This window comes from Clostridium sp. FP1 (assembly GCF_011065975.2).
Classification (GTDB): Bacteria; Bacillota; Clostridia; order Clostridiales; family Clostridiaceae; genus Clostridium_AD; species Clostridium_AD tagluense.
In genome coordinates this window covers 4,169,708-4,194,026 of the sequence record NZ_JAAMNJ020000001.1, presented here as the reverse complement: position 1 = coordinate 4,194,026, position 24,319 = coordinate 4,169,708, and the positions used below count along the sequence as shown (strand labels likewise).

Below are 24,319 nucleotides of genomic sequence, written 5' to 3'. Positions count from 1 at the left end.
TATTTGTAATTATTCAATTAGATATTATTATTTAATTGTTATAGTTAATTATTGACATTAATATAGGAAAATTCATCACTTATTTTAAAACCTAAATTTGGTGAGAGTTTGTTTAAATTACTTAGTAAATTTAGTTTAGCATCACCATCAAGTGGCGTTGGGCAATAGTCATTTTTATAATCCACGGAAGATATACTGCAAGGGATAACCCTTACGCCTATAGCTGTTAAAGTATTATTCGTGAACTTTAGATTATTTTGAAAAATAAAGGTCCTCTTATCACTAGGGTTAGAGTTGCCACCAAAGCAAAAATTCCCTAAGCTATAGGCAATAATTCTATTCTTATATTGTTCAATGCCTTGAATTACATGGGGGTGGTGTCCAAGGATTATATCTGCGCCGTTATCAATAGCAAAGCGAGCAAGCTTCTTTTGTGCATCTATTGGATAATACTCTCTTTCGTTTCCCCAGTGAAAGTTTATAACTATAACTGAGTTAGTCTTTTTTAATTCAAGAATATCTTCCTTTAATTTATCAAGAAAACTTTGGTCTAAGGACCAACCTCTGTAACCTAAAAAACCAAAGGGCTTCCCTTTTATTTTGGTTATCCATTTGGCTTTTTCTCCAAAAAAGTTAACCTTTTCTTTTTCAAGGGCAAGTTTTGTATCTTGAAATCCCTTTTCTTTATAATCATAAATATGGTTGTTAGAGAGATTCACGCCTTCAATAGAACCTAGAGTTAAACTTTTAGCAAAATCACTGGTGGCTTTGAAGTTATATTGCTTTTCTTCTTTATCATTTGAGTCTGTAAAGGTTGTTTCTAAATTAGCAATGGTAACATCGTCGCGGCTAAAAATACTATGTACATTTTTAAAATAATAGGAAAAATCCTTGTTAGAATTTGTTACCATAGCCGGAAGACTAGTAGCATAATCAAATTTACTATCAGTTCCTATAGTACAGTCCCCAACAGCAGAGAGGAGTACTTCAGTATTTTTCTCTACTGTGTTTGCTTTCGCAACTTCATTATTAGAAGTATATTTATCACTAGGGTTCTTTTTTTCCTCCTTAGAAGTAGCATGGCTCCAATTAAACTTCTTCAAAGAAAAAGAAATAGTTTTAACCACAACTGTGGTTAAAATTACAGAAACAAATAGTAATAAAGATATATTTCTTATTGCCTTTTTTTTGTTTAATTTTCTCTTGCGTGATTTTTTCAAAAACACACCCCCATTTTATATAAGTGCACTTTGCTTTCCAATAAATAATTCTATATTCAAGTCAATATAATTTTATAACATTATTGTATGTTTGTCTAACTTATTAATGTAACGTTTTATTAAATATTCTAGCTTTTTACTTATAAATTTGTTAGAATATTACTATAGTGTATATTTAAAGAAAAATAAATTATAAATAGTCTTAGTAATATATTAAAATCCTGCCAAATTTATAAAGAGGTGGAGTTATGGTGAAATTAGATAAACTAAAGTCTTTATTAAGCAGCAGTAAACTAAAAGAGTTAGGAGTTAAAAAAATAGCTCTTTATTTAGTTATTTTATGTGTTACAGTTATAAGCATTATATTTATAACTATAACACATAAAAGGTTAGAGTTAAGTAAATTAGTTGCAGAGGCCGAAACCCATTTTTTCGCACAGGAATATAATTTGGCTATGGGGAAATACATTGAACTTGCAAAAAAAGATGTGAGGTCACCAAAATGGAATATTAAAATAGCTGAGATTTATTCTGTTAAAAATGATTTTAAGAACTCATTAAAATATATTGATATCTCAAAGAAATATAAATCAATAGATGGTGAGAGCTATAATTCTATTATTTTTACGGAATTTATAAATGGAGAATATGATGCTGCACTAAAAGATGGGGAGGTTGCATTAAGTAAATACCCTAAAAACAAAAATTTAATAAAAACTATGTTTACTGTTTACATGGGAAATAAGAAAATCCAGGTTGCAAATGAACTTATGGCAAGATATCCTGTGGATACAAAGTCTTCCTACGATACCGCAGAATACTCTAGAATGTTAATGCTTGTGGGGAAATGGGAAGAAGGATATATTCAATTAAAAAACGCATGGAAATTAAATAAAGAGGAATACAAGATATATGATGTTTTAGCCCAAGTAGCATTATATAATAAGGATTCCCTATTGCAAAATATAACTGCTCTTTCAAAAAAATACCCTAATGATTTAGCATATAAAATGTGGTTAGCTAAGATATATTCCCTTAGCGTAGATACTGTAGATGAAGCAAATAAATTAATTAATGAACTCTCTAGTAAAAATGTAGGAAGTATGCAAATCCAATTAATAAAAGTTAATGTGTGCAAAAACATGAATGAGCTAGAAAAGTCTGATAGATTAATGAGAAATGTAATTTCGCAGCATCCAGATGATTACGGAGCCTATCATAGTGCAGGCTTTTATTATCTTTACAAGAAAGATTATAAAAAGGCTAAAGAATATTGTAATAAATCTATTCAGCTTAATCGCGAATACCCAGATAACTATGGATTTTTAATGCCGGAAATATTGAAAGAAGGGTCCGCAAAACTCGCAGTGGAGCCTTATTTTCGAACTGCATTAACTAAAGAGCCTTATAATTATAATATAATGCTTAACTTAGCAAACTATTATTGGTACAAGACTGATAATAGGGGAAAAGCCCTAGAATATTTTAATTTAGCATCAATTATAAAACCACAGGATGCAGAGATAAAATACAATATGGCACTAATAAAGCTGACTGAAGGAAAACTGGAGGATGCTATAAAAATCTTAAAAATATGTAGTAAATTAAATGAAGTAGTGCCTAAATATCATAGAACCTTAGCAACTATATACATGACTAAAAATAAGGCAGTGGAAGCAAAAGCAGAAATTGAAAGTGCATCTCAAGGAGATGAAAAAGATATTTTGACTTTAAATAATGCTGGATGTTATTATATCACTTTTCAGCAGGATTTAGAAAAAGGCTTTTACAATATAAGCAAAGCCTATAAGGGTTTAAATGACTCCTATGATGATTACACTAAAAAAATGATTGTTGAAAATTATGATAAGGCTCACAAACTTAAAGAAAGTTATGTTAAGGGCAAAGATAATCAAGAATTAAAAATTCCTGAGTTTGCACTATTTTATTAAACTGTAACATGTAATTTGTGGAAAAAATTTACTATAGGGTGGAATTAAATATCATCTTGGGTGAAGTATATATTAAATCAAACTTATTTGGTTTAATATATATTTTTTTTATTGCGTGATTTTTAAAAACTAATATCATTCATTTTGATAAAGATTAAATAATGCATTTAATCTAGAAAATAACCTAGAAGCAGCAGAATGAAAGTGGATATCTTTGGAGGTAATATTTTTATATGTACTTGGAGGTAACTTATAGCCACAATAAGGGTACTATAATTAGAATGTATATTACTGCATCATAAAATATAAAAAGAATATGCTATAATAGCAATAATTCAGCATAATGAAGGAACGTATTCATAAAAACACTAAATTAATATTTTTATAATTTTTTTCTTGCATTTTTATTAAAATGTTGTAATATATTAGTATAATAACTAAAATTAATAAGCGTGTGAATATAGTAATTGGGGGGTAATATTGTGGATTGTTTAGAAAACTTAGATTATTTAAACATAGCAACATCAAAAAAAATATATAGGAATTTACCGGTATCTGACTTAGTAAGGTTTGCATTACTAAGAGAAGAAGGTACTCTAACAGAAACTGGTGCATTAGCTGTAAAAACAGGAAAGTATACAGGAAGGTCACCTAAAGATAGATTTATAGTTTCACAAGAAAGTGTTGTGAAATTAATAAATTGGGGAGAGGTAAATTTACCTATAGAAGAAAACGTTTTTGATGAGTTATATAAGCAGGTTTGTAAATATTTAAGCGATAAAGAGTTATTTGTGTTTGATGGTTACGTAGGTGCTATGGAAGAATATAAACTACCTATTAGAGTGGTAAATGAGCTTGCCTCAGAGGCATTGCTTTCTAATCAACTATTTAGAAGACCAAATAAAGCAATGCTTGAGCACCACAAGGCTGAATTCACAGTTATTGCAGCACCTGGATTTAAGGCAAAAGGAGTAATTGATGGAATAAACTCAGAAGCTTTTATAATAGTTAATTTTGACAAGAAAATTGTGTTAATTGGTGGAACACAGTATGCAGGAGAAATTAAAAAATCTATTTTTTCAATAATGAATTTTTTATTGCCACTAAGAGGTGTATTCCCAATGCATTGTTCTGCAAATATTGGTAAAGATGGCGAGACAGCAGTATTTTTTGGCTTGTCTGGTACAGGAAAAACTACATTGTCAGCAGATCCAGAAAGAAAGCTTATTGGCGATGATGAGCATGGTTGGTGTGATAGTGGAGTTTTTAATTTTGAAGGCGGATGCTACGCTAAAACTATAAAACTAGATAAAGATAAAGAAAGTGAAATTTACTGCGCATTAAAATTTGGTGCCTTGCTTGAAAATGTTGTACTTGATGATGATAAGATGCCTAATTATGATGATGGTAGCTTAACAGAGAATACTCGTGGGGCATATCCACTTGAATACATTCCAAATGCAGAATTAAGTGGAATTGGTGGACATCCAAGTACCATAATATTTTTAACAGCAGATGCTTTTGGAGTTATTCCACCGATTTCAAAGCTTTCGAAAGAAGCTGCTATGTATCATTTCATTTCAGGATATACAAGTAAGCTTGCAGGTACAGAACGAGGAATTACGCAGCCAAAAGCCACTTTTTCATCTTGCTTTGGAGAACCGTTTATGCTAATGAAACCATCAGTTTATGCAAAGCTTTTAGGTGAGAGAATAGATAAACATGATACTGAGGTATTTTTAATAAACACAGGTTGGAGTGGTGGAGGATATGGGGTAGGCTCAAGAATGAAACTTTCTTATACAAGAGCCATGGTAAAAGCGGCTCTTGAAGGCAAGCTTAAAGAAATAGAATATACACAGCATCCAATATTTAAAATAGCCGTGCCCATGGCTGTGCCAAATGTTCCGTCAGAAATACTAAATCCAGAAAATACATGGGTAGATAAAAAGGAGTATAAGTTAAAAGCTAGTGAACTCGCTTCTAAATTTACCCTTAACTTCAGTAAATTCAAAGGAGTTCCAGAAAGTATAAGAGAAGCTGGTCCTATAAGTATATAATAAAAACCCCCAACGGCTAAAAAGCTTTAAAATCCGTTGGGGTTTTTTATGTAAATTTTGCTATAAATATGATATACTCATTAAATAAATGTGAATCTGCTGTAGTGTAGATAACAATTTATAAATTATTCTTATTAACAATAAGAACACTTAAGGAGGAATTATGAAAAAAAATAGCATTCTTTATAGAATTTTATTTTTTATTATCATAACAGCGGCTATAATTTTTTTGAGTTTTAAATCTAGAGCTGATTTAAATAATAGGGAAGAAGGGTTAAGAGTTACTAAATGGGAAAATTTTTATACTGGAGATAATATTCATTTTTACTACTTAAATCCCCAAAATGAAAATTTATTAAAACTTAAGAAAAACTATGGACTAGATAAACTTATAGATGGAAAGAAGGACCAATTTGATAACTCCATAAAAATTATGGAATTTATTAATGGAAAAGTAAAAGCTCAAAGTAACTCCATGACTAGTGATAAAAGTGCTTTAGAAATAATGGAGGCAGCTACTTCTGAAAATAAAATATCAGACAGTGATTATGCAACTATTTATGAGGAGTGTTTAGCTTCTATTGGAATTAATGTACGTCCTGGAGTATTGAGAAGTACTGATAAAAAAATTAGTGGAAAATCATATTTTAATGTATGTGAAATATGGAGCAGTAAATACAATAAATGGATAATGATAGATGGTGTCAATGGAACGTATATGACAGATGAAGAGATTCCACTAAGTGCTATTGAAATAATAAGCAAGGGAATAGGAAAAGTTAAAATCCATCTTTTAAAAGATAGTAAGAAGTATATTAAAAGTATGGGGAGCTACTATGAAAGTTATAGTATATCTGTGGATAATAATAAATATGGGGAGCTGAGGAGCAATTCTAAACTTACTTTTTTGAAACAAGGGCAGCTCCCAGAGATAGAAACAAAGGAGGGGTTTATTCAACCTACTATCTTTGTTAATAACCCAAAGGTTTTTAATATATCTCCGAAAATACAATATGTGAATAAAGGTGAGGAGAAAATTCCAACTTTAATACTTGCAAAGAGAGATTTGAAAAATGACACAAAAGAAGGACAAAAATTTACCCTGGGAGCTTTTATCAATAGTTATATGCTTAAAAAATATTTTATAAGCATCAATGGCGGCGACTATATAAAGGTAGATACTTTTGTAGATTTACAAATTGTCAAAGGAATAAATTCTATTAAATTATCACTAGATGGCAAGACGATGCAGAAGGAAATTATAATAGAAAAATAAACATTTAAACAATAAAATATAATTCTAACTATATTAACTGCTTGAATATAGTATAATAGAAAAGATTTTATAAATTATTGTCGTAAGGAGCGGATAATACATGGATTTAAACGTTATATTGGTGTTAAAAGCTATAATAATAGCTATAGTAGAAGGAATAACAGAATTTATACCTATTTCTTCCACGGGGCATATGATCATTGTGGGAAATATGATAAATTTCAAAGGTGAATTTGCAAATTCATTTGAAGTAGTCATTCAATTGGGGGCTATTCTTGCAATTATAGTTTTATATTGGAATAAAATATGGACTTCAGTTTTGGAGTTTTTTAAGGGGAGACCTTCAGGAATTAAGTTTTGGACTAATATAATAGTTGCATTTATTCCCGCTGCATTCTTTGGGTTTCTTCTAAATGATAAAATAGATGAATATCTTTTTAATCCAAGAACTGTAGCCTTGGCTTTAGTAGTTGGTGGAATTCTAATGATTATTATAGAAAAGAAATTTAGATCAAAGGATACAACAAAAAGTATAGAGCAAATAACAATTAAACAGTCAATTAAAATAGGATTATTTCAATGTTTTGCACTATGGCCAGGTATGTCTAGGTCTGCATCTACTATAATGGGAGGGTGGATTAGTGGTGTTTCTACAGTTGCTGCAACTGAGTTTTCATTCTTTTTAGCCATACCAACTATGGTAGGAGCCACAGGATTAACACTATATAAAAGTGGAATGAATTTTAGTAATGGGGAAATTATTACTTTGGGTGTTGGATTTGTAACTGCTTTTTTAGTCGCATTAATTGTGGTTGAAAAATTTGTTTCTTATTTAAAAAATAAACCTATGAAGGTTTTCGCCATCTATAGAATAATTGTGGGTATAACATTGCTATTTATAATTAAATTTGCGAATATTTCATTATAAATAATAATATTTTGAGGACTAAAGCTGATGAATAATTTCTTTAGCTTTAGTTAGTAATTACAGTAATATGTTGATTAAAGATTTAATATGCTACACAATACTCTAGTAATATTTAGATTTTCGCCTTTTATAGCCTATAATATTTATATAATATGATGTTTTTTTTATTAAGCTATGCTATTTGTGAAAAGTTGAGAATATTTAACTAATAGGCAGGTATCATTTATATTTTCTGCTTTAAGGTGTATAATAAGTCAAATAGAGTTTGGGGGAGTGTATATGGTACAAAATATAAAAATAGTAGGAATATTGACTGATGGCTGTGGATTTAGTTAACACTGCAAAATTTGGGAATAGGGATTGTCTTACAGGAAATAAAATATTATGGGGGATACCAAAAATGTAGGCCACAGCGGAGAATTAGTTAAAGTAGCTAGAAGCATTGGAATTTAACTTGGAGATTTTTAGTAGTGCAATTAAAATATTGAGGATAACAATTGATTATTGCTATACTCTAGACAAAAACCAGGAGGATATTATGAAAGTAATAAAAAAATATTTAGAAACAAGAGAAGGTAATTATAGTTTTTATTTTGAAGAAATAAATAGTGGATATCTATATGGTCTTAATGAGAATAAAGAAATGGTATCGGCTGGATGTATAAAGTTACCACTAGCCATGAGTTTGCTTAAAGAAGTGCAAAATGGAAAAATAGATTTACAATCCAAAATTAAAATAAAATCAGGGGATAAAATTCATGGCTCAAATGGAATTATACATGAATTTTCAGGAAAAGAATATTCAATATTTGACTTATTAATAGCAATGCTTATACAAAGTGATAATACTGCAGCAAATAAAATAATTGAAGTTTTGGGCATGCAGCGAATAGACGAATTATTTAAAGATATGGGACTTAAAAACACAAAATTGAAAAGGATTACAACAGATATTAAGTTGGAACAGGAAGAGTTGGAGAATACTACTAGTAGCTTTGACTTAAGCAAGTGTTTTAAACTATTATATCTAAAGCAATACTTAAATGAAGAAAATAGTGATTTGCTTATAAGAATATTAAAGAAACAACAGGTTACAAATAAATTGCCTTTTTATGCACCAAAGCAGATCCAAGAGAATATTGCTAATAAAGGGGGTAGCCTTGAAACTGTTGAAAATGATACAACTTTAATGATGATTGAAAAAGGAAATTTCCTTTTTACAGTAATGGCTAACAACTTACCTAACAATGTTTATGGAATAACTACTATATCTAGGGTTGGGAAGATGATGTGGGATATTATAGATAAAGATTGGAAGTAGGATAGAGAATGAATTTTGATTAAGAGTTTTTTCTTATATTATGCTATAACGAAAAGTATATATTGCTAGGAATGCTTTCACTTCGCCAAGTAATTCTAAAATTTATTTTATTTATAGATGCTAAAAATCACAAACTCGCTAACGCTCAAACATGTGATTTTCTTTACGCATCTATAAATAAAATAAATTAAGAATTACTAAGGCTTGTTCAGAAGCATTCTACGCAATATATACTTTTGTTAGCATAATATAAGAAAAAATACTTAATTTAGAAATCATACTCCGCACAATAGATTTAAAAACCCTTGTATTTGCTTTTAATTATATTTTGAATTTTATTCTCAAATGAAGCTTGTTTCCAAGGATGACTCATTGGTGGTATGTAGCGTTGGCAGGATGAAATCCTGCATAAGGATAGAATGAATGGCGCTAGCAGAAACCGTTATATTTTTGTGTTTTTTTAGCAATCCAGAGAAGTGAGTAATATTGGCTTCAGGGTATTTGGTGCAGTGTAAATCTAGGATTAACTGCTTGGTATTAGCATCAAGAGCATGTGCGGGCTTTCGCCCTCTATTACCATGAATAAAGAATTCCTTTCCACTTTTTTTATACCTTTTAATCATTCTGTTAATATGCCTAACCGAACAATTGAGAGCAATAGCTGCCCGCTTTTTATTGCCATCTGTTTCTATTAATTTTTTTATAGTAGAGTACTTATCCATTTCTTCCATAGTTAAATTCATCTTTCTCATTATCAGCACCTCATCTCTAGTCATGAGGTTTATTATACAGCATTTTTATATTGGGGACATAATCAAATGCGGTATATTAAGACATTATCATAAATGAATCATAGAATCATAAGAATATAGAAAGGTGTTGACAAAGTAAAAAATAGATATTATACTTATAAAGTCACAGTTTGATAAGGATATCATGGGTCTATAGCTCAGCTGGTTAGAGCGCACGCCTGATAAGCGTGAGGTCGATGGTTCGAGTCCATTTAGACCCACCATTGTTATTTTTGGATTAAATTAAAAGAAATATTTTAAAAGGAATTTTGAAAAAATAATTAGCTATTGTGCTGGTTATTTTTTTATGCATAAAATTAAAAAGAGTTCATTAGCTTATACATTATAAAATGGAAGGTACAATTTTAAAACAGGCTCACTTTACGACCAATCTACTTGTGGTTATACCATCACTTATGAGTACAATATTTTGCTCTAAATCAGTTCTATAGATAATACAATTTAACTTTTTAAGTTTATCTAGAGTTTCACTATTTGGATGACCATAACTATTATAGGCTCCACAACTTATTACTGCAATTTTTGGAGAAACTCTATTTAAAAATTCTTGCGTGGTTGAGGAATGACTACCGTGATGAGCTACTTTGAGAACCTCAGCACTTAAATCGTAACCTTTATCTAATATCTCATCTTCACTTAGCTTTTCAATATCACCCGTAAATAAATAAGTCGAATTTTTATAAGATATTTTTATCGCACAAGAGTAATTATTAGTATCTTTGTAGGTGGTTTTGCTAGGTGATAGCATAAGACAGGTGACACTCGGGCCTAAATCTAAAGTTATATTAGGTTTAGCTATTTTTATTTTAAGACCTTTATTTTTTAAAGCCCTAATCATATCAACAAATGCTTGTGTGTCAGATGTAACTTTAGGGGCATAAAATTCATCCACCTTAAAAGTTTTAATTACACTAGCCATACCCCCTATATGATCTTCATGGGGATGAGTTGCAATTAAATAGTCTAGCTTAGTAATTTTATTTTTTTTTAGATACCTAATTACTTTTCTACTTGAATCGCTGGTACCACTATCAATTAATAAGTTTTTATTATTTACTTGAATAAGGGTACAATCACCCTGTCCTACATCAATAAAATGAGTGACCATGTTGTTTTTAAGGTTTATGTTAGTTTTTATATTATATTTATAAATTACAGCTACGGCTATACTTACAAAAACTAATATAGTGCAAATTAAGGCGTATTTTAACCAGGGTTTCTTTGGCATATGATTAATCTCCTATATAATATTTCAAGTACATAAATAATTTTATCCATTTAAATAAAAAAATATCAAAATCTAAGAAAAAAGATGCTCCAAATTGCAATTTACTCATGCGCTAGTGGAAAAATTTGAAATAAGGCATATTAAATAGTATAATTATAGTTATAGTTATAGTTATAGTTATAGTTATAGTTATAGTTTAACCACATTTCAGATGATGATTTAATCTTAAAATGAAAGGAACAGAGATATGAGAACGGGATATTTTTATTTATGTTTTATTATTGATTTGATTGGGAAAGCCTTTAAGAAAATACAACTTAATAGCATAAAAAAGCATAAAACTACAGAAGAGGTGGATGCTTATTTAGCTAAGGTGGTTAGGAATTGGTCTAATTTTGTAATTAGGATTGCAGGTTTAAATTTAACCGTTATAGGCAAAGAAAACATACCAAAAGAGCCTTGCGTTTTTGTGGGAAATCACCAAAGTAATCTTGATATACCAGTGATATTAGCTAATATGAATAGCCTTACTGGTGCAGTTGCTAAAAAAGAGATGGAAAAAATACCAGTAATGAGTTATTGGATGAGGCAAATTCATTCTGTATTTATGGATAGAGAAAATCCAAGAGAGGCTTTAAAATCAATTTCAGAAGGTGTTGAAAATTTAAAGAATGGATATTCTATGATTATTTTTCCAGAAGGTACTAGAAGTAGAAGTAATAATATAGGGGAATTTAAAAAAGGTAGTATGAGACTGGCAATAAAAGCTGGGGTTCCGATTGTTCCTATAACCTTTTATGATACGCATAAAGCTATGGAAGGTAATAATGGAAAAGTTAAAAAGGCAAATGCCAAGCTTATATTTGATAAACCAATATATATGGATAAAATGTCAAAGGAAGAGAAAGCTGAGATATCAGAAGTTGTAAAAAATATAATCCAAACAAATATTAATATGGAGAATAAAAGAAAATAAAGAAAGAAGCAGTTTGTAAAAGCTGCTTCTTTAAATTTCTCTATGGATTTATGAGTAAAACTGTAGATTTTAACCTAGTCATAGCTTCAATGCTATATCTTATGCCTTGAGTACCCATACCAGAGGATTTTGTCCCTGAGAAAGGAAAATGGTCAGGACCTCTTTCAGGTTTATTATTAATTTGAACGGTACCTACCTCGAGTTTATTGGCAATATTAAAGGCATCATCTATATTTTTAGTGTAAACAGAAGTTTGAAGACCATAAACAGATCTGTTAGCTATATCTATAGCTTCCTTAATATTTTTAACTCTAATCACTGGTAGCACTGGGCCAAAGGGTTCTTCCCAAGCGAGCCTCATATCTGTAGTTACATTATCAAATAAGGTTGGGTAAACTAAATTAGCATTTCGTTTATTTCCACATAATAGCGTAGCTCCATGAGCTAGGGCATCATCTATGAGTTCTTGAACGTAGTCTGCAGCTTTATTATCTATGAGTGGGGTTATATCACAATCATCTTCTGGATTCCCAATTTTCAGCAATTTGATATTTTTCATTAATTCGTAAGTAAGGCTATCTGCAACATCATTTATAACTAAAACCCTTTTAACTGCGGTGCATCTTTGACCAGAATAGCTAAAGGCCCCAGTAACGATATCTCTGCCAGCACTTTCGATATCAGCATCGCAAAGTACTATAGCTGCATCTTTGCCACCAAGCTCCATAATCATAGGCACCATACCAGCAATTACAGCTATATGTTTTCCTACCTGAGTACTTCCAGTAAAGTTGATAAAATTAATATCTTTGTGGGTTACTAAATAATCACCTATTTCGCAGCCTCTACCTGTTATTGTGTTTATTACTCCATGGGGAACACCGGCTTCATGAAAAATTGCAACCAAATGGAGTGCACTAATAGCTCCTTGAGTGGAAGGCTTTAAAATTACGCTATTCCCACCAATAAGGGCTGGCGCAATTTTAGATGCAGAAAGATTAATGGGATAGTTAAAAGGTGAAATAGCAAGGACAACGCCTACTGGTACTTTGGTGACAAAGGATATTTTGTTTTTCTTAAAACCAGGAAAATTATCTGCACCTATAGTTTCACCTTCTAAATATTTGCCAGCATCAGCAGTAAATCTAATAAAATCCGCAGTTCTTTTTATCTCAGCAATGCAGGAGTGCTTATCTTTAGCAATTTCCACTTGCATGAGCTGGGACAAGTAATCAACATTTTCATCCAGTAGGGCAGCCGCTTTATGCAAAATTGATGCACGGGAGCTAATGGCCATATTAGCCCAATTTTTTTGAGAAGTTTTTGAATTTTGAATAACTATATTAGCTTCATCTTTGCTCATAGCAGGTATTGTACCTACTAAACTGTTATCTACAGGAGAGAGAATATCTATGGTATTATTAGATGTAACCCAATCACCATTAAATAAATTTTTGTAATTTTTATCTTTGACAATACTATTGAACAATATGAAACACCTCGCTTTAAAATTGTTAGGTTTGGCATAAACAAACAAATAACAAGAATACTTGCTTGCAATTTGTTTGTTTGCGTCTCATTATAGTATTTACCAAAGATAAGTATATTATTGATTGGCAATGTATGTGATTACCTCAGCGTCAGAGTGATGATTACAGCACCAAAGTGATGATTAGTCATGACGCTTGGTTATTAGATTTTGGATTATAGATATTTTAGATTCTAGTAATGAATTTTGATTTTCTAGTTTTAATATATTATTTTGGACTTGATTATTTTTGTTTTCTAGAATTTTTAAAGTTTTCTGTAAATTTTTGTTTGTATCCATTTGTTCTCTAATAATTGGTTGATACATTTTGTTTAAAGTAAGATTTTTATTGATTAAAAAGTTTATTTTATTATAAAATTGTATTAGAAATAATTTATTTTTTTCACCTATATATTTTAAATTAGAAACAATCCAATCTATAAATTTATTCATATATAATCACCTCAATTATATTCTACCTAAAGAATACTAGGAAAGGCAAGGTAAAGTTAATGGATAAAAATAATAATTATTATTTAGAGACAATTAAAAATAAGATGAGGAAGCTAGAGCTTAAAAAGACCCAATACGAATTAGAAATAATGCAGCAAAATAATTTGCTGGCGCATAATAATTCTGTAGTGCAGAAATTAAAGTGTACAAATGATGTATTATATGATGAATATAATAGTCTAATAAGATTACTTCAGAAAGAAGGGTTAATTTTCGAAATAAATTTTAGTGATTATATTCCTAAGCCTTGGGATAATCTATTTATAGTAAAAGGTTCAAAGGGTTATGAACTTCAAAGCAAAACAGGCATTAGATTAATGGTGGTAGATGAAAAATTTTTAACAATTATACAAGAGATAGACAAAAAAGATTCCTATAGCTTAATTGTAATAAGAGTTAGGGATAAAACTGCTTTAGTTCAGTTAAGGTTTATTTGAAAGTTTTTAAAGTAAAATTTATTTCAATAAAAAAGAAGCTGAATTTTAAACTTCAACTTCTTTTTTATTATGTTTAGCACATTTATTTAACTTCAGTTCTGTCTCTGTCTGTATCTCTGCCTCTTCCTAATAAAGATAAGGAATAAAGACCAGCTATACCTACTAGAGCAAATATAATCCTAGTGAATGCAGTACCAGTACCAAATAAGCTTGATACTAGGTCAAATCGGAAAAATCCAATTAGTCCCCAATTTACAGCTCCTATAATAACTAATACGAGTGCAGTAGTATCTAATGCTTTCAACGTATACATCTCCTTTTTAATATAGTTTTCAGTACTAGTGTTTACAATTTTTAAAAAATTATTACTTGATTATAAAAAAAATTATTTTATTTCGCCATGTATTTCATAGTGGGTAACTTCTTTTATCACATTGGTGCCTTCAATAAATACTACTAGAGGTTTAAATTTCCTAGCTTTTTCCTCATTAATTAGGCAATAAGTCATAATTATTATTTTATCTCCAGGCTGAACACATCTTGCAGCGGCACCATTTATACAAATAACTCCACTACCAGGCTCTCCAGCGATGGCATAAGTCTCAAATCTTTCTCCATTGTCGATATCAACTATTTGAACTTTTTCATATTCTAGGATATTTGCATTGTCCATTAGGGTTTTATCTATAGTTATACTTCCCACATAATTTAATTTAGCTTCTGTAATAGTGGCTCTGTGTATTTTAGATTTTAACATAGTTATTATCAATTGTTGACCCTCCCTTTTTTTTTATTTTGATTCCCATATAAAATTATCTATTAGTCTTGTTTTGCCAATATATACAGCTATAGCGACAAGAATAGGTTTGTCAACGATATCTATAGTAGTGAGGGATAGGGCATCTACAACTTCGATATAATCTATTTTAGCCAAAACTTCGCTTTCAAGTTCATTTTTTATGATTTCTTTTAAAAGTTCAGCAGACTTTTCACTAGCTGATAACAACTCTTTACCTTTAGTTAAGCTTTTATTTAAAATTAAAGCTGCTTTTCTTTCTTTTGAGGATAAATAATTATTACGTGAACTTTTTGCAAGACCGTCTTCTTCACGCACAATAGGGCACCCAATAATTTCTATAGGGAAATTTAAATCGTGAACCATTCGTTTAATTACAGCTAATTGCTGAGCATCCTTTTCTCCAAAATAAGCTTTATCAGGTAAAACTATATTAAATAGCTTTGAAACTACAGTGCATACGCCGTCAAAATGGCCAGGCCTTTTAGCACCACATAAGCCATTTGTAAGGCCATTTACTGAGACATTTGTTAGAGCATCTACATAATACATTTCTGAAACTTCTGGAGTGAAAATTAAATTGGCTCCAGCACTTTCACATAGAATTGTATCTCTATCTAAATCCCTTGGATAAGAAGCTAGATCTTCTTTTGGACCAAACTGAATAGGGTTCACAAATATGCTTACTACAACTTTTTCATTTTCACTTGCAGCACGTTTTATAAGACTTGCATGACCTTCATGTAAATATCCCATAGTAGGAACTAAGGCAATGCTGTAGCCTTCTTTTTTCCAAGCTTGTACTTGATTTCTAACTTCTAAAATAGTTTTTACAGTCTTCATTTTTGGTGGACAAAATAAGGTGTAATTTTACACGCACTATTAATGTCCGCTTCACTTCCTTCCTAAATAAAAATAAATTAAGATTAGTATAATTTGCTTAAAATTTCATCATCTATTTTAAAACAGTGTTCATCGCTTGGGAAAGTTCCTTGGGTAACCTCTTTAATGTATGATTTAAAACCATCGCGCATGAGGTCTCCAATATTTGCAAAGGTTTTCACAAATTTGGGTTTAAAATCTGAGAACATATTAAGCATATCTTGATATACTAAAATTTGTCCGTCACAGCCACCACCAGCACCTATGCCAATAGTTGGTATAGATATTTCCTTTGATATAATATCTGCAAGTTTAGATGGGATACATTCAAGTACAATAGCAAATGCGCCTGCAGCCTCTATTTTTTTTGCATCCTCAATAAGTTTTTTTGCATCAACAATATTTTTACCTTGGACTTTAAAGCCTCCAAACATATTAACAGATTGAGGAGTTAGCCCTATATGACCCATTACAGGGATCTGAGCATTCACTATAGCTTGAATTTGTGGGCAAACTATAGCACCACCCTCCAGTTTTATTGCCTCCGCTCCAGCCTCTTGTACAAATCTTCCTGCATTTTTAACTGCATCATATAGTGAAGTTTGATAGGACATAAAAGGCATATCAGAAACTACAAGAGCATTTGTGGTGCCCCTGGCAACAGCCTTAGTATGATGTAACATGTCTTCCATAGTGACACTTAAGGTGTTCTTGTAGCCCAGACAGACCATGCCCAAAGAATCCCCAACTAAAATCCCATTAACACCACATTCATCAATTAGTTTTGCCATGGAGTAATCATAAGCTGTGAGCATTGTTAATTTTTCACGGTTGTGTTTTGCGGATATAAAGGTTGAAATAGAATTTTTCACTTAGTTATCCTCCTGCATCTTTAAAAATTCTTTAAGTTTGCTATAGTCTTTATTACTATGCTTCTCCTGTGATAAGGATAGTAGATTTAATGATAAATTTTTATATGTTTTCACATCTACAGTAGGTACGGCCCCTATATGTTGTTTTACTGTATTCAAATCATTTCTTTCAATAGGACCAGTTAAAGAACTTATAAAGCCTTTGGTTTTTATATTATCAATATTATTTTGGATCAAGGGCAGTAATGCTTGAAGCGCATCATTTTCACTAATCCCACATTGACTTAAGTAACTGCACCCAGTATTAATTAAAGATAGTACTAAATTTGATACTGTGACGCTAGCTAGGTGATAAAGTGCCTTATCCTCTTTGTTAATAGTAAAGGATTTGTTACCTAAAGACTGAATAAAATCTTTGAGCACAGGTATATGCTCTTCGGGTCCTTCAATAGAAAAACGAGCATTTTGTAAGGTTTTATAGGAGTTATATTTATCGGAAAATGGGAAAATAGGGTGAATTGAATATGCGAATGCATCTGAATTGTTTATATCTAAAAAAATGCTAGAGGTTAAGGAACCACTAGTATGACATATTATTTTATTAGTTAAGTCAAAATTTGACAATCTCTGCAAAACTTCATGAATGGAATCATCAGGAGTAGTAATAAAAATTATTGAACTATCCCGTACCAAATCATTAATGTTTTCATAAGCTTTTGAGTTAGTAAACTTAGATGCTTCTTTAGCATCTTTATAAAATTTACTATAGTAGCCAGATAACGTTATTCCTTTTAATGAAAAATATTTTCCAAGGGAAAAACCTACCTTTCCACATCCAATAAAGCCGATAACCATAATATCGCCTCCAATGTAATACAAAGTAAAAGCACCTCAGGTATCTGAGGGTGGAAGACTCCTGTATAGCTGTCTCATTCATAAAGATATGAGCAGAAAAAAACAAATTAAACCACTAATGTGGATTAAACCGCTACTAATAATATGTTAAACAATTCGGTGCAGTTCGTGTTCGATACTACCCACAAATATTTTAGCATAATATTTTTCTTAATACAAATATAAATATATAAATTAATTAATGCATAAGCTATTGATATATATTAAAAAATGTTTGATAATGTATAGTATACGTTTATTTTAATGTGAACTATAGAAAAGAGGGATAAAATGAATATGTTTATAACAATACTTAGCATTGTGGCAGTTTCACTTCTTTCGCTTGTGTTATATAATGTTTTAAAAACTTATGTACTATATAAGATAAAGATTAACAAGTGGGTAGTACTTGGAATAGCTATGGCATCATTTGTGCTTCCTACGATAATATGCCCAAATATGCCAAAATATGTAGCTAACAATATAATACCAGGAATATTTGTTATTTTATTTTTGTGGTTTATGGATTTATCGGGATTTATTAAAAAGAGAAGTGTTTCTAAAACAAATTATACAAATACTAATTCAAAAAAAGATAAGAAAGACGACATAGTAATGAGACCTAAGGCTAAGCCAAATAGAGTTAAAAACAATAAAAAATAGTATGAAAAATAAATATAAAAGGAATATAAATTTCTATATGAAATTTATATTCCTTTTTTTGTTTTAGGTACATTAGAATATATTACACTTGTGCTAAGCATAAGTGTATAAAAAGCAGTAATTATTCTTAAAGCAGCTATAAAAATTTTATTGTAAAAAATATTAAATTTACTATTTAATTAATAAGTATAAAGTATAAGTATAATTACCCGATAATATATATACATATGATTTTCCTATCCATATGATTTTTTCCATAAATCAAGTTAAAATCTTTTTAAAACAAAGAACAATCGTAGTAAAGGAATGTGAAAATAAATAACAAGTTAGTATTCTAGTCTATTTTGAGTCAGTAGAGCCCGTGGATAGTGATACTAGCTACGAAAATTGCTTTTTGTTTGACATAAAATATACCAGTATCTTTGACTTGTTATTTATTTTTATATGACTAAATAATAAAAGAGTAAGGGGAGATAAAATTAATGAAGAAGATATTATCAAAAGCACTAAGTGTAGTAGTATTTATAACAATGATTTTACCATCAACAGGAACGGTTTTTGCGGAAACGGTGGGTCAAGTTACAGGAACCATAATAACTGCTAAAAACAATGCGGGAATGCCAGATACATTAACAGTTACAGGTTTAGTGGTAGGAGATATAGTTAAAGTATATTCAATAGTACAACTAGACGGAAGTGGAATAGTAGCACCAGTAGATGTATCAGCAATAGTAACAGGAAGAACAGTAACACAAATAGGAACAGCAACAGCAAAAGCAGACAAAGCAACAAAAGGTGCAACAGTAACAACAGCATCAGCAACAGTAAGTGCAGAATTTCCGGTAATGGGAGGTTTATTTGAGGAGCCAGCTGGAGGATTTATATACGTAACAGTAAAAAGAAAGGGGTTGCATGAAAGTACTGCACAAAAAGTACCATATGAAAAAGAAGGCCGAACTCCATTAATAAAAGTTGATAATGTTTCTGTTGAGAATAATGCAGGAATACCAGACACGGTAACAGTTGAAGGTTTAGAAGTAGGAGATATAGTTAAAGTATACTCAGAATCAGTAAGTGGAGAACAAGTAGCAACACAAACAACAACAAAAACGCAAACATATATATTCCTAGTAACAATAGAAGCGCAACTTACGAATGCGATAAAAGAAGCAAACACAAAACTTGAATATGCAAGGAAGTGTGCAATTGAAGGGGCAAATCAATACCAGTTGCAATCAATGAACCAATTTGCTAAAGATATATTTGAAGCTGGGGGAAATTATGGGTATGCTAGAACAGCAGACATAGCAGCAAAATTAGCAGCAACAGCATCAGAGAAAGTAAACGCAGTAGATAAATTACTAGTAGCAAAAGACGCAGCAGTAGTAGCAGCAAAAGAAGAAGCTGTAGTATCAGCATCACCAATAGCAACAGAATCAGAAAAAATAGCAGCAATGGTAAAATTAAATAACGCAATTACAGCACGATTTAATGCATTAAACAAGGCAGTAAATTTATTACAAGACCAACAAGACATAGCAATATTAACGCAATTAACAACAAACTCAGATTATGCAGTAACCCCAGAAAACAAAATAACATTAGAAAAATTAGTAGTAGCAGCAGCAGCAGAAGCATCAAGAGCAGCAACAGCAGCAGAACCAGCATCAGCGGCACTAAGTAAACTTGCAGAAGCGACAACTATTTTTGAAGGGGCGTTTCTTAAAGCACCAATTGGAACAGCAACAGCAAAAGCAGATAAAGCAACAAAAACAGCAAAAGCGACAATAAGCATTCCACAACTTTACGAGGACGAGGGAAACATTGAAAATACAAATAGAAGAATATATGTAACAGTAACCAAAAAGGGTTTGCTTGAAAGTTATAAAGTAGGACCAAAAGGCTATATAGCAGAAGCGGTTACGGATATGCCATCATCAATAGTGACAGTTGTCAATAATGCATTGGAACTAGATACAATAACAGTTAAAGATTTAAAATTAGGAGATGTAGTTACAATATACGAAGAAAGTAAAAAAGGCGCAAAACCAATAGGAACAGCAATAGCAAAAGCAGACAAACTAGCAAAAGGTGAAAAACTAGCAAAAGATGCAATACCTACAGCAACAGCAACATTAAGTATTACACTTCCAAAATCAGAAGGCGGAAGTATATATATATCAGTAACAACCAAGGCTAAACGTGAAAGTGAGAAATCAAAGGCAGTACCATATGGCGCAGAAGGGCAAACGAATCCACCTAGTTTACAACTACAATAAGCATTAAAGGGGTCAGACCCCTGGGCGAATATGGAAGTTTAAAAAGATAAGCAAAGAGAGAATCGTCATTTCGGTGGCGGTTCTATTTTTCTGCTCATAGCAATAGCAGTTTTTGTTAGTAATGTACCTAAACTTAAATCAGATAGTGATGAAAAAGAAGGAATAAAGAATGAAATGCAAGGGGATTGTTATACTAGCCGTAAGGCAATATATGATTTGTTTTGTGAAGATGAAAAAGGAAATCAATTCATAGTACAAATGCAAAACAAACATATTTTAAAGATAGGGCAGTATTTTATGCTACATTTCCAATGAGGATCAAGACACAGAAAGGCCAAAGAATTTAATAAAACCTACTAAATTGATAAAAATCAGTTTAGTAGGTTTTATTTGATTACTTATGAATAAATATTTATTTTGTAGTAAACCTCATAGTTGTATCAGCAAAGTTCAAAGTTGTATTTCTACTATTAGAGCAGAGATATAACTATTAGTTGTTAACTGTCCCCAGTGGTTAACTACAGTGTTTAACTACAGTGTTTAACTACACCCCGTAGTTGTTCCACAATCTAGACAAACCTTGCAAGTACCGCTTTTAACAAGTTTAGTACTTGAACAATGAGAGCAGGTTTCAGAGTATAACCTTTCTCCTTTAGGCTTTTCAGTGTTTTTGAAGGTAGATACATTTTCATTTTCTACTATGCTAGCTGAAATTTCATTTTCATCTGGCATTAGTGGGTTTTTAGGTATATCAGTGTTGCCGTAATTTTCAGGTTTAATTTGACATCTTGTATAGTCGCCTAGTTCTATATCAATTATTTTGCTAATTAAATCAGATATAGAAGAAACAGATTTAATATAAGGATGTTTTTGTACAAAACCATAAGGTTCAAATTTTTGTCCGCGAAGCATTTTAGAAATATCTTCTGCAGGTACGTGATATTGAAGCATTACTGAAATTGATTTTGAAAGAGAATTGAGTAATCCAGTAATAATAGTACCTTCTCTATCTGTTGTTATATATATTTCAGAGATTTCTCCATTTGAACGTCTATTTACAGTAGTATAGACTTTTACATCATCAATTTGAGCAGGATGAGTAGTGCCATAACGGATTCCAATTGGTTTTTCTCTTGTAGAATGATTGGAAATTTCCTCTTGCGTCTTTGCTTTCTTTAAAAGATCCGCATAGGATAAATCTTCAAGGGATAGTTCTTTATCTTGAGATAGGGTAGTGTTTAAAGGCTGACTTGCCTTTGAACCATCTCTATATAAGGCTATGCCTTTTACACCTAATTTCCAAGAGTTAAGTATGACTTCTTTAAAATCTTCTATAGTGGCATTTTTAGGTAAATTTACAGTTTTTGATATAGAACCTGATATCATCGGAGTTATTGCTGCCATCATGAGAACATGTCCCATAAATGGAATGTATCTTTTTCCACTACCGCATTTGTTTGCTGTATCAAATATAGCTAAATGTTCAGGTTTTAAATGTGGAGCGCCCTCGATTTTTCCATCAATAATTTTTTCGTACTCAAAGCCGTTTTCATTAACTTTTTCTTTTCTTAGGATATAGTCTAGAATATCATTTGTTTGGATTTGAGAATATCCGAGGTTAGTTAAGGAAGCTTTAATTACCGGATTAACCATGGTCATATAACCGCCACCAGATAATTTTTTATAAATAAAATGGCTGAAATATGGTTCTATAGAGGTTGCTCCACAATCCATAGCAAAGGAAATAGTACCAGTAGGAGCTATAACTGTAACTTGGGCATTTCTAAAACCGTATTTTTCACCACTATTTAATGCTTTTGTGAAGCAATTTTTTAAGGTTTCACTTATATAACCTAGAGAGTTGCCCTTTAAAAGATTGTGATTAACTTTTACAGGCTCATAGTTTAAATTTTCAAATTCAGTATTTAGAGCTCCAGCTGCTCTAGCGTGATTTCTTATAACTAGTTGCATATATGTTTTGTTAATTTCATATTTTTCAAAAGGAGCTAGTTCTTTTGCCATGAGGGATGAGACATAATAAGACTGAGCTGTCATTATTCCAGTTAGCGAGGAAGCTAAATTTCTAGCATCTTCTGAGTCATAGGCGTATCCCATTACCATAAGTAGTGAAGAGAGGTTTGCAATTCCAAGTCCTGTGCTTCTAAATAAGTGTGTTTTTCTTGCTATATCTTCTGTAGGAAATTGGCCCCAATGTATGGAAGCTTCAAGGATTAATTGAGTAAGTCCTATTAAATGAACATATCCATCTATATCTAATTTTTTAGTTTTACTGTCATAGAATTTATAAATATTAATAGAGGCTAAATTACAGGAAGTATCATCTAAAAATGCATATTCTCCACAAGGGTTAGTTGAATTAATTCTATTGTGCTTTGCATTAACTGCGCCATCTTCTCCAGCTGGACAAGTGTGCCATGCATTAAAGGTATCATCAAACTGGGGAGCTGGATCTGCGCATAACCAAGCAGCTTTATTAAAGGTATCCCATAGCTTCTTAACAGGTATATCTTTATTAACTGAGTTGTCAGCTCTTCCTTTAAGAGTAATAGTCTGCTTAGGATTTTTTGAAAGGTCATCAACCTTCATCATGAATTCATCTGAAAATCTTATGGAATTGTTTCCGTTTTGTCCAGATACGGTCTCGTAAGCTTCTCCTTCAAAGTTGCCATCATAACCCATTTTGGTAAGAGCGCGTACCTTATCTTCTTCTTTAGCTTTCCAAGTCATAAATTCCATTATTTCCGGATGGTCAATATCAAGACATAGCATTTTAGCAGCACGTCTTGTAGTTCCGCCAGATTTTATTGCTCCTGCATTTCTATCAAGGCCTTTTAAAAAACTCATTAGACCTGAAGAGACTCCACCACTAGATAACCTTTCGCCACGACCTCTTATGCTAGAGAAGTTTGTTCCGGTACCTGAACCGCCTTTGAATAATTTAGTTTCTGTTACATACTGCTCAGATATTGAGTGTTTGCCAAGTAATTTATCTTCAATTGAGAGAATGAAACAAGCAGAAGCCTGAGTTCTTGTATAAGCATCCTCGCTTTTAACAATCATTTTTTTACTTTCATCATAATAAAAATTATCTAGGGTTCCACCTTTTATACCATAAGAGAGGTTAAGCCCAGTATTAAACCATTGAGGAGAATTTGGAGCAAACATTTGATTTAAAAATGCATATACTAATTCATCATAAACAATGCTTTTTTCCTCATCAGTTTTAATAATTGTTTGGTCAGTTAAGGATTCACACCAAAAATTAACAAGCCTATGAGCTACCATTTTCATACTGTTTTCGTAGCCTTGCTTAGTGGGAACACCGGATTTTCTGAAATATTTTGAAGCTATAATATCGCAAGAATTTTGCGAGTAATGCTCAGGAAATTCTAAATCCTTCATATCTAAAAGTACTTTGTTTGTTTTATGGTCCTTTAGAAAAACATCTACCTTTTTCCAATGAAACAAATCAAAAACAGTAATATTTTTATCTTTTTCTAATGAACTTGTATAAAATCTTTTAATTAAACTTTTTATCTCCGCCATAAGTATACTAGCCTAAAAAAGCTAGTATATTCACCTCCTATTATTTTCTTAATATATAAATTAATTCTAAAATTATATTTATGCGTGCTGATGTTACTACACTAAAAATTTTCAC

The 24,319-nt window shown here is 31.2% G+C and carries 20 protein-coding genes and 1 tRNA gene; 10 read left to right on the top strand and 11 right to left on the bottom strand.

From position 1 onward, the window contains the following. Window positions 1-44: 44 nt before the first annotated feature. Window positions 45-1,220, bottom strand: a complete 1,176-nt coding sequence (locus G9F70_RS20140) for a CapA family protein (RefSeq protein ID WP_164946927.1) — start codon at window positions 1,218-1,220, stop codon at window positions 45-47. A gap of 248 nt (window positions 1,221-1,468) precedes the next feature. Between G9F70_RS20140 and G9F70_RS20135 the strand changes: the two genes are divergently transcribed. The 5 genes from G9F70_RS20135 to G9F70_RS20115 all read left to right on the top strand — a co-directional run bounded on the left by G9F70_RS20135 (window position 1,469) and on the right by G9F70_RS20115 (window position 8,757). Further along, window positions 1,469-3,172, top strand: a complete 1,704-nt coding sequence (locus tag G9F70_RS20135) for a tetratricopeptide repeat protein (RefSeq protein WP_164946926.1) — start codon at window positions 1,469-1,471, stop codon at window positions 3,170-3,172. A 482-nt stretch (window positions 3,173-3,654) separates the two neighbouring features. After that, window positions 3,655-5,232 carry a phosphoenolpyruvate carboxykinase (ATP) gene (pckA, locus tag G9F70_RS20130; protein WP_164946925.1) on the top strand — a complete coding sequence of 526 codons (1,578 nt, stop codon included), beginning with the start codon at window positions 3,655-3,657 and terminating at the stop codon, window positions 5,230-5,232. A 163-nt stretch (window positions 5,233-5,395) separates the two neighbouring features. Continuing rightward, window positions 5,396-6,508 carry a hypothetical protein gene (locus G9F70_RS20125; protein WP_164946924.1) on the top strand — a complete coding sequence of 371 codons (1,113 nt, stop codon included), beginning with the start codon at window positions 5,396-5,398 and terminating at the stop codon, window positions 6,506-6,508. Window positions 6,509-6,608: 100 nt separating this feature from the next. Further along, window positions 6,609-7,436 (top strand): undecaprenyl-diphosphate phosphatase, encoded by an 828-nt coding sequence (locus tag G9F70_RS20120; protein WP_164946923.1) that lies wholly within the window; start codon window positions 6,609-6,611, stop codon window positions 7,434-7,436. A 538-nt stretch (window positions 7,437-7,974) separates the two neighbouring features. After that, window positions 7,975-8,757, top strand: coding sequence for a serine hydrolase (locus tag G9F70_RS20115; RefSeq protein ID WP_164946922.1), 783 nt, complete (start codon window positions 7,975-7,977; stop codon window positions 8,755-8,757). Between the two features lie 341 nt (window positions 8,758-9,098). On the opposite strand, the gene G9F70_RS20110 is transcribed toward G9F70_RS20115, so the two are convergent. Next, window positions 9,099-9,509: a helix-turn-helix domain-containing protein gene (locus G9F70_RS20110; protein WP_164946921.1), complete on the bottom strand. Its 411-nt coding sequence runs from the start codon at window positions 9,507-9,509 to the stop codon at window positions 9,099-9,101. A 186-nt stretch (window positions 9,510-9,695) separates the two neighbouring features. Here G9F70_RS20110 and G9F70_RS20105 point away from each other — a divergent pair. Further along, window positions 9,696-9,772 (top strand) — tRNA-Ile (locus G9F70_RS20105). A gap of 152 nt (window positions 9,773-9,924) precedes the next feature. Here G9F70_RS20105 and G9F70_RS20100 read toward each other — a convergent pair. After that, a complete protein-coding gene (locus G9F70_RS20100; protein ID WP_164946920.1) occupies window positions 9,925-10,797 on the bottom strand; it encodes a ComEC/Rec2 family competence protein in 873 nt (290 codons plus the stop codon). 247 nt (window positions 10,798-11,044) lie between these two features. Here G9F70_RS20100 and G9F70_RS20095 point away from each other — a divergent pair, with 247 nt between their 5' ends. After that, window positions 11,045-11,773 carry a lysophospholipid acyltransferase family protein gene (locus tag G9F70_RS20095; protein ID WP_164946919.1) on the top strand — a complete coding sequence of 243 codons (729 nt, stop codon included), beginning with the start codon at window positions 11,045-11,047 and terminating at the stop codon, window positions 11,771-11,773. Window positions 11,774-11,813: 40 nt separating this feature from the next. Here the strand turns inward: G9F70_RS20095 and G9F70_RS20090 are convergent, their stop codons facing one another. Continuing rightward, window positions 11,814-13,262, bottom strand: coding sequence for an NADP-dependent glyceraldehyde-3-phosphate dehydrogenase (locus tag G9F70_RS20090; RefSeq protein ID WP_164946918.1), 1,449 nt, complete (start codon window positions 13,260-13,262; stop codon window positions 11,814-11,816). A 183-nt stretch (window positions 13,263-13,445) separates the two neighbouring features. Continuing rightward, window positions 13,446-13,754, bottom strand: coding sequence for a hypothetical protein (locus tag G9F70_RS20085; protein ID WP_164946917.1), 309 nt, complete (start codon window positions 13,752-13,754; stop codon window positions 13,446-13,448). A 59-nt stretch (window positions 13,755-13,813) separates the two neighbouring features. On the opposite strand from G9F70_RS20085, the gene G9F70_RS20080 reads away from it, so the two are divergent. Beyond that, window positions 13,814-14,251 carry a hypothetical protein gene (locus G9F70_RS20080; protein ID WP_164946916.1) on the top strand — a complete coding sequence of 146 codons (438 nt, stop codon included), beginning with the start codon at window positions 13,814-13,816 and terminating at the stop codon, window positions 14,249-14,251. Window positions 14,252-14,333: 82 nt separating this feature from the next. Here the strand turns inward: G9F70_RS20080 and G9F70_RS20075 are convergent, their stop codons facing one another. From G9F70_RS20075 to G9F70_RS20055, 5 genes are all read right to left on the bottom strand, one after another. Beyond that, the gene (locus G9F70_RS20075; RefSeq protein ID WP_125004501.1) at window positions 14,334-14,555 is read right to left on the bottom strand and encodes a DUF378 domain-containing protein; all 222 of its coding nucleotides are present in this window, start codon (window positions 14,553-14,555) and stop codon (window positions 14,334-14,336) included. An 81-nt stretch (window positions 14,556-14,636) separates the two neighbouring features. Then, window positions 14,637-15,020, bottom strand: coding sequence for an aspartate 1-decarboxylase (gene panD, locus G9F70_RS20070; protein WP_125004503.1), 384 nt, complete (start codon window positions 15,018-15,020; stop codon window positions 14,637-14,639). Window positions 15,021-15,041: 21 nt separating this feature from the next. Beyond that, window positions 15,042-15,890: a pantoate--beta-alanine ligase gene (gene panC, locus G9F70_RS20065; protein WP_164946915.1), complete on the bottom strand. Its 849-nt coding sequence runs from the start codon at window positions 15,888-15,890 to the stop codon at window positions 15,042-15,044. 83 nt (window positions 15,891-15,973) lie between these two features. After that, window positions 15,974-16,801 (bottom strand): 3-methyl-2-oxobutanoate hydroxymethyltransferase, encoded by an 828-nt coding sequence (gene panB / locus G9F70_RS20060; RefSeq protein WP_164946914.1) that lies wholly within the window; start codon window positions 16,799-16,801, stop codon window positions 15,974-15,976. Continuing rightward, window positions 16,802-17,656, bottom strand: coding sequence for a Rossmann-like and DUF2520 domain-containing protein (locus G9F70_RS20055; RefSeq protein ID WP_164946913.1), 855 nt, complete (start codon window positions 17,654-17,656; stop codon window positions 16,802-16,804). Window positions 17,657-17,986: 330 nt separating this feature from the next. On the opposite strand from G9F70_RS20055, the gene G9F70_RS20050 reads away from it, so the two are divergent. Next, window positions 17,987-18,358, top strand: coding sequence for a hypothetical protein (locus G9F70_RS20050; RefSeq protein WP_164946912.1), 372 nt, complete (start codon window positions 17,987-17,989; stop codon window positions 18,356-18,358). 482 nt (window positions 18,359-18,840) lie between these two features. Continuing rightward, complete coding sequence (locus tag G9F70_RS20045; protein ID WP_164946911.1) at window positions 18,841-20,637, top strand: hypothetical protein; 1,797 nt, start codon at window positions 18,841-18,843, stop codon at window positions 20,635-20,637. A 540-nt stretch (window positions 20,638-21,177) separates the two neighbouring features. On the opposite strand, the gene G9F70_RS20040 is transcribed toward G9F70_RS20045, so the two are convergent. Beyond that, the gene (locus G9F70_RS20040) at window positions 21,178-24,204 is read right to left on the bottom strand and encodes a vitamin B12-dependent ribonucleotide reductase (protein WP_164946910.1); all 3,027 of its coding nucleotides are present in this window, start codon (window positions 24,202-24,204) and stop codon (window positions 21,178-21,180) included. Window positions 24,205-24,319 lie beyond the last annotated feature (115 nt).

Bases quoted from the DNA above. Each gene is read 5' to 3' on its own strand.
- panC (WP_164946915.1), bottom strand. From the start codon at position 15,890: ATGAAGACTGTAAAAACTATTTTAGAAGTTAGAAATCAAGTACAAGCT.
- G9F70_RS20120 (WP_164946923.1), top strand. From the start codon at position 6,609: ATGGATTTAAACGTTATATTGGTGTTAAAAGCTATAATAATAGCTATA.
- G9F70_RS20095 (WP_164946919.1), top strand. From the start codon at position 11,045: ATGAGAACGGGATATTTTTATTTATGTTTTATTATTGATTTGATTGGG.
- G9F70_RS20045 (WP_164946911.1), top strand. From the start codon at position 18,841: ATGAAGAAGATATTATCAAAAGCACTAAGTGTAGTAGTATTTATAACA.
- G9F70_RS20085 (WP_164946917.1), bottom strand. From the start codon at position 13,754: ATGAATAAATTTATAGATTGGATTGTTTCTAATTTAAAATATATAGGT.
- G9F70_RS20110 (WP_164946921.1), bottom strand. From the start codon at position 9,509: ATGAGAAAGATGAATTTAACTATGGAAGAAATGGATAAGTACTCTACT.
- G9F70_RS20115 (WP_164946922.1), top strand. From the start codon at position 7,975: ATGAAAGTAATAAAAAAATATTTAGAAACAAGAGAAGGTAATTATAGT.
- G9F70_RS20050 (WP_164946912.1), top strand. From the start codon at position 17,987: ATGAATATGTTTATAACAATACTTAGCATTGTGGCAGTTTCACTTCTT.
- G9F70_RS20125 (WP_164946924.1), top strand. From the start codon at position 5,396: ATGAAAAAAAATAGCATTCTTTATAGAATTTTATTTTTTATTATCATA.
- G9F70_RS20055 (WP_164946913.1), bottom strand. From the start codon at position 17,656: ATGGTTATCGGCTTTATTGGATGTGGAAAGGTAGGTTTTTCCCTTGGA.
- G9F70_RS20040 (WP_164946910.1), bottom strand. From the start codon at position 24,204: ATGGCGGAGATAAAAAGTTTAATTAAAAGATTTTATACAAGTTCATTA.
- G9F70_RS20135 (WP_164946926.1), top strand. From the start codon at position 1,469: ATGGTGAAATTAGATAAACTAAAGTCTTTATTAAGCAGCAGTAAACTA.
- G9F70_RS20080 (WP_164946916.1), top strand. From the start codon at position 13,814: ATGGATAAAAATAATAATTATTATTTAGAGACAATTAAAAATAAGATG.
- G9F70_RS20100 (WP_164946920.1), bottom strand. From the start codon at position 10,797: ATGCCAAAGAAACCCTGGTTAAAATACGCCTTAATTTGCACTATATTA.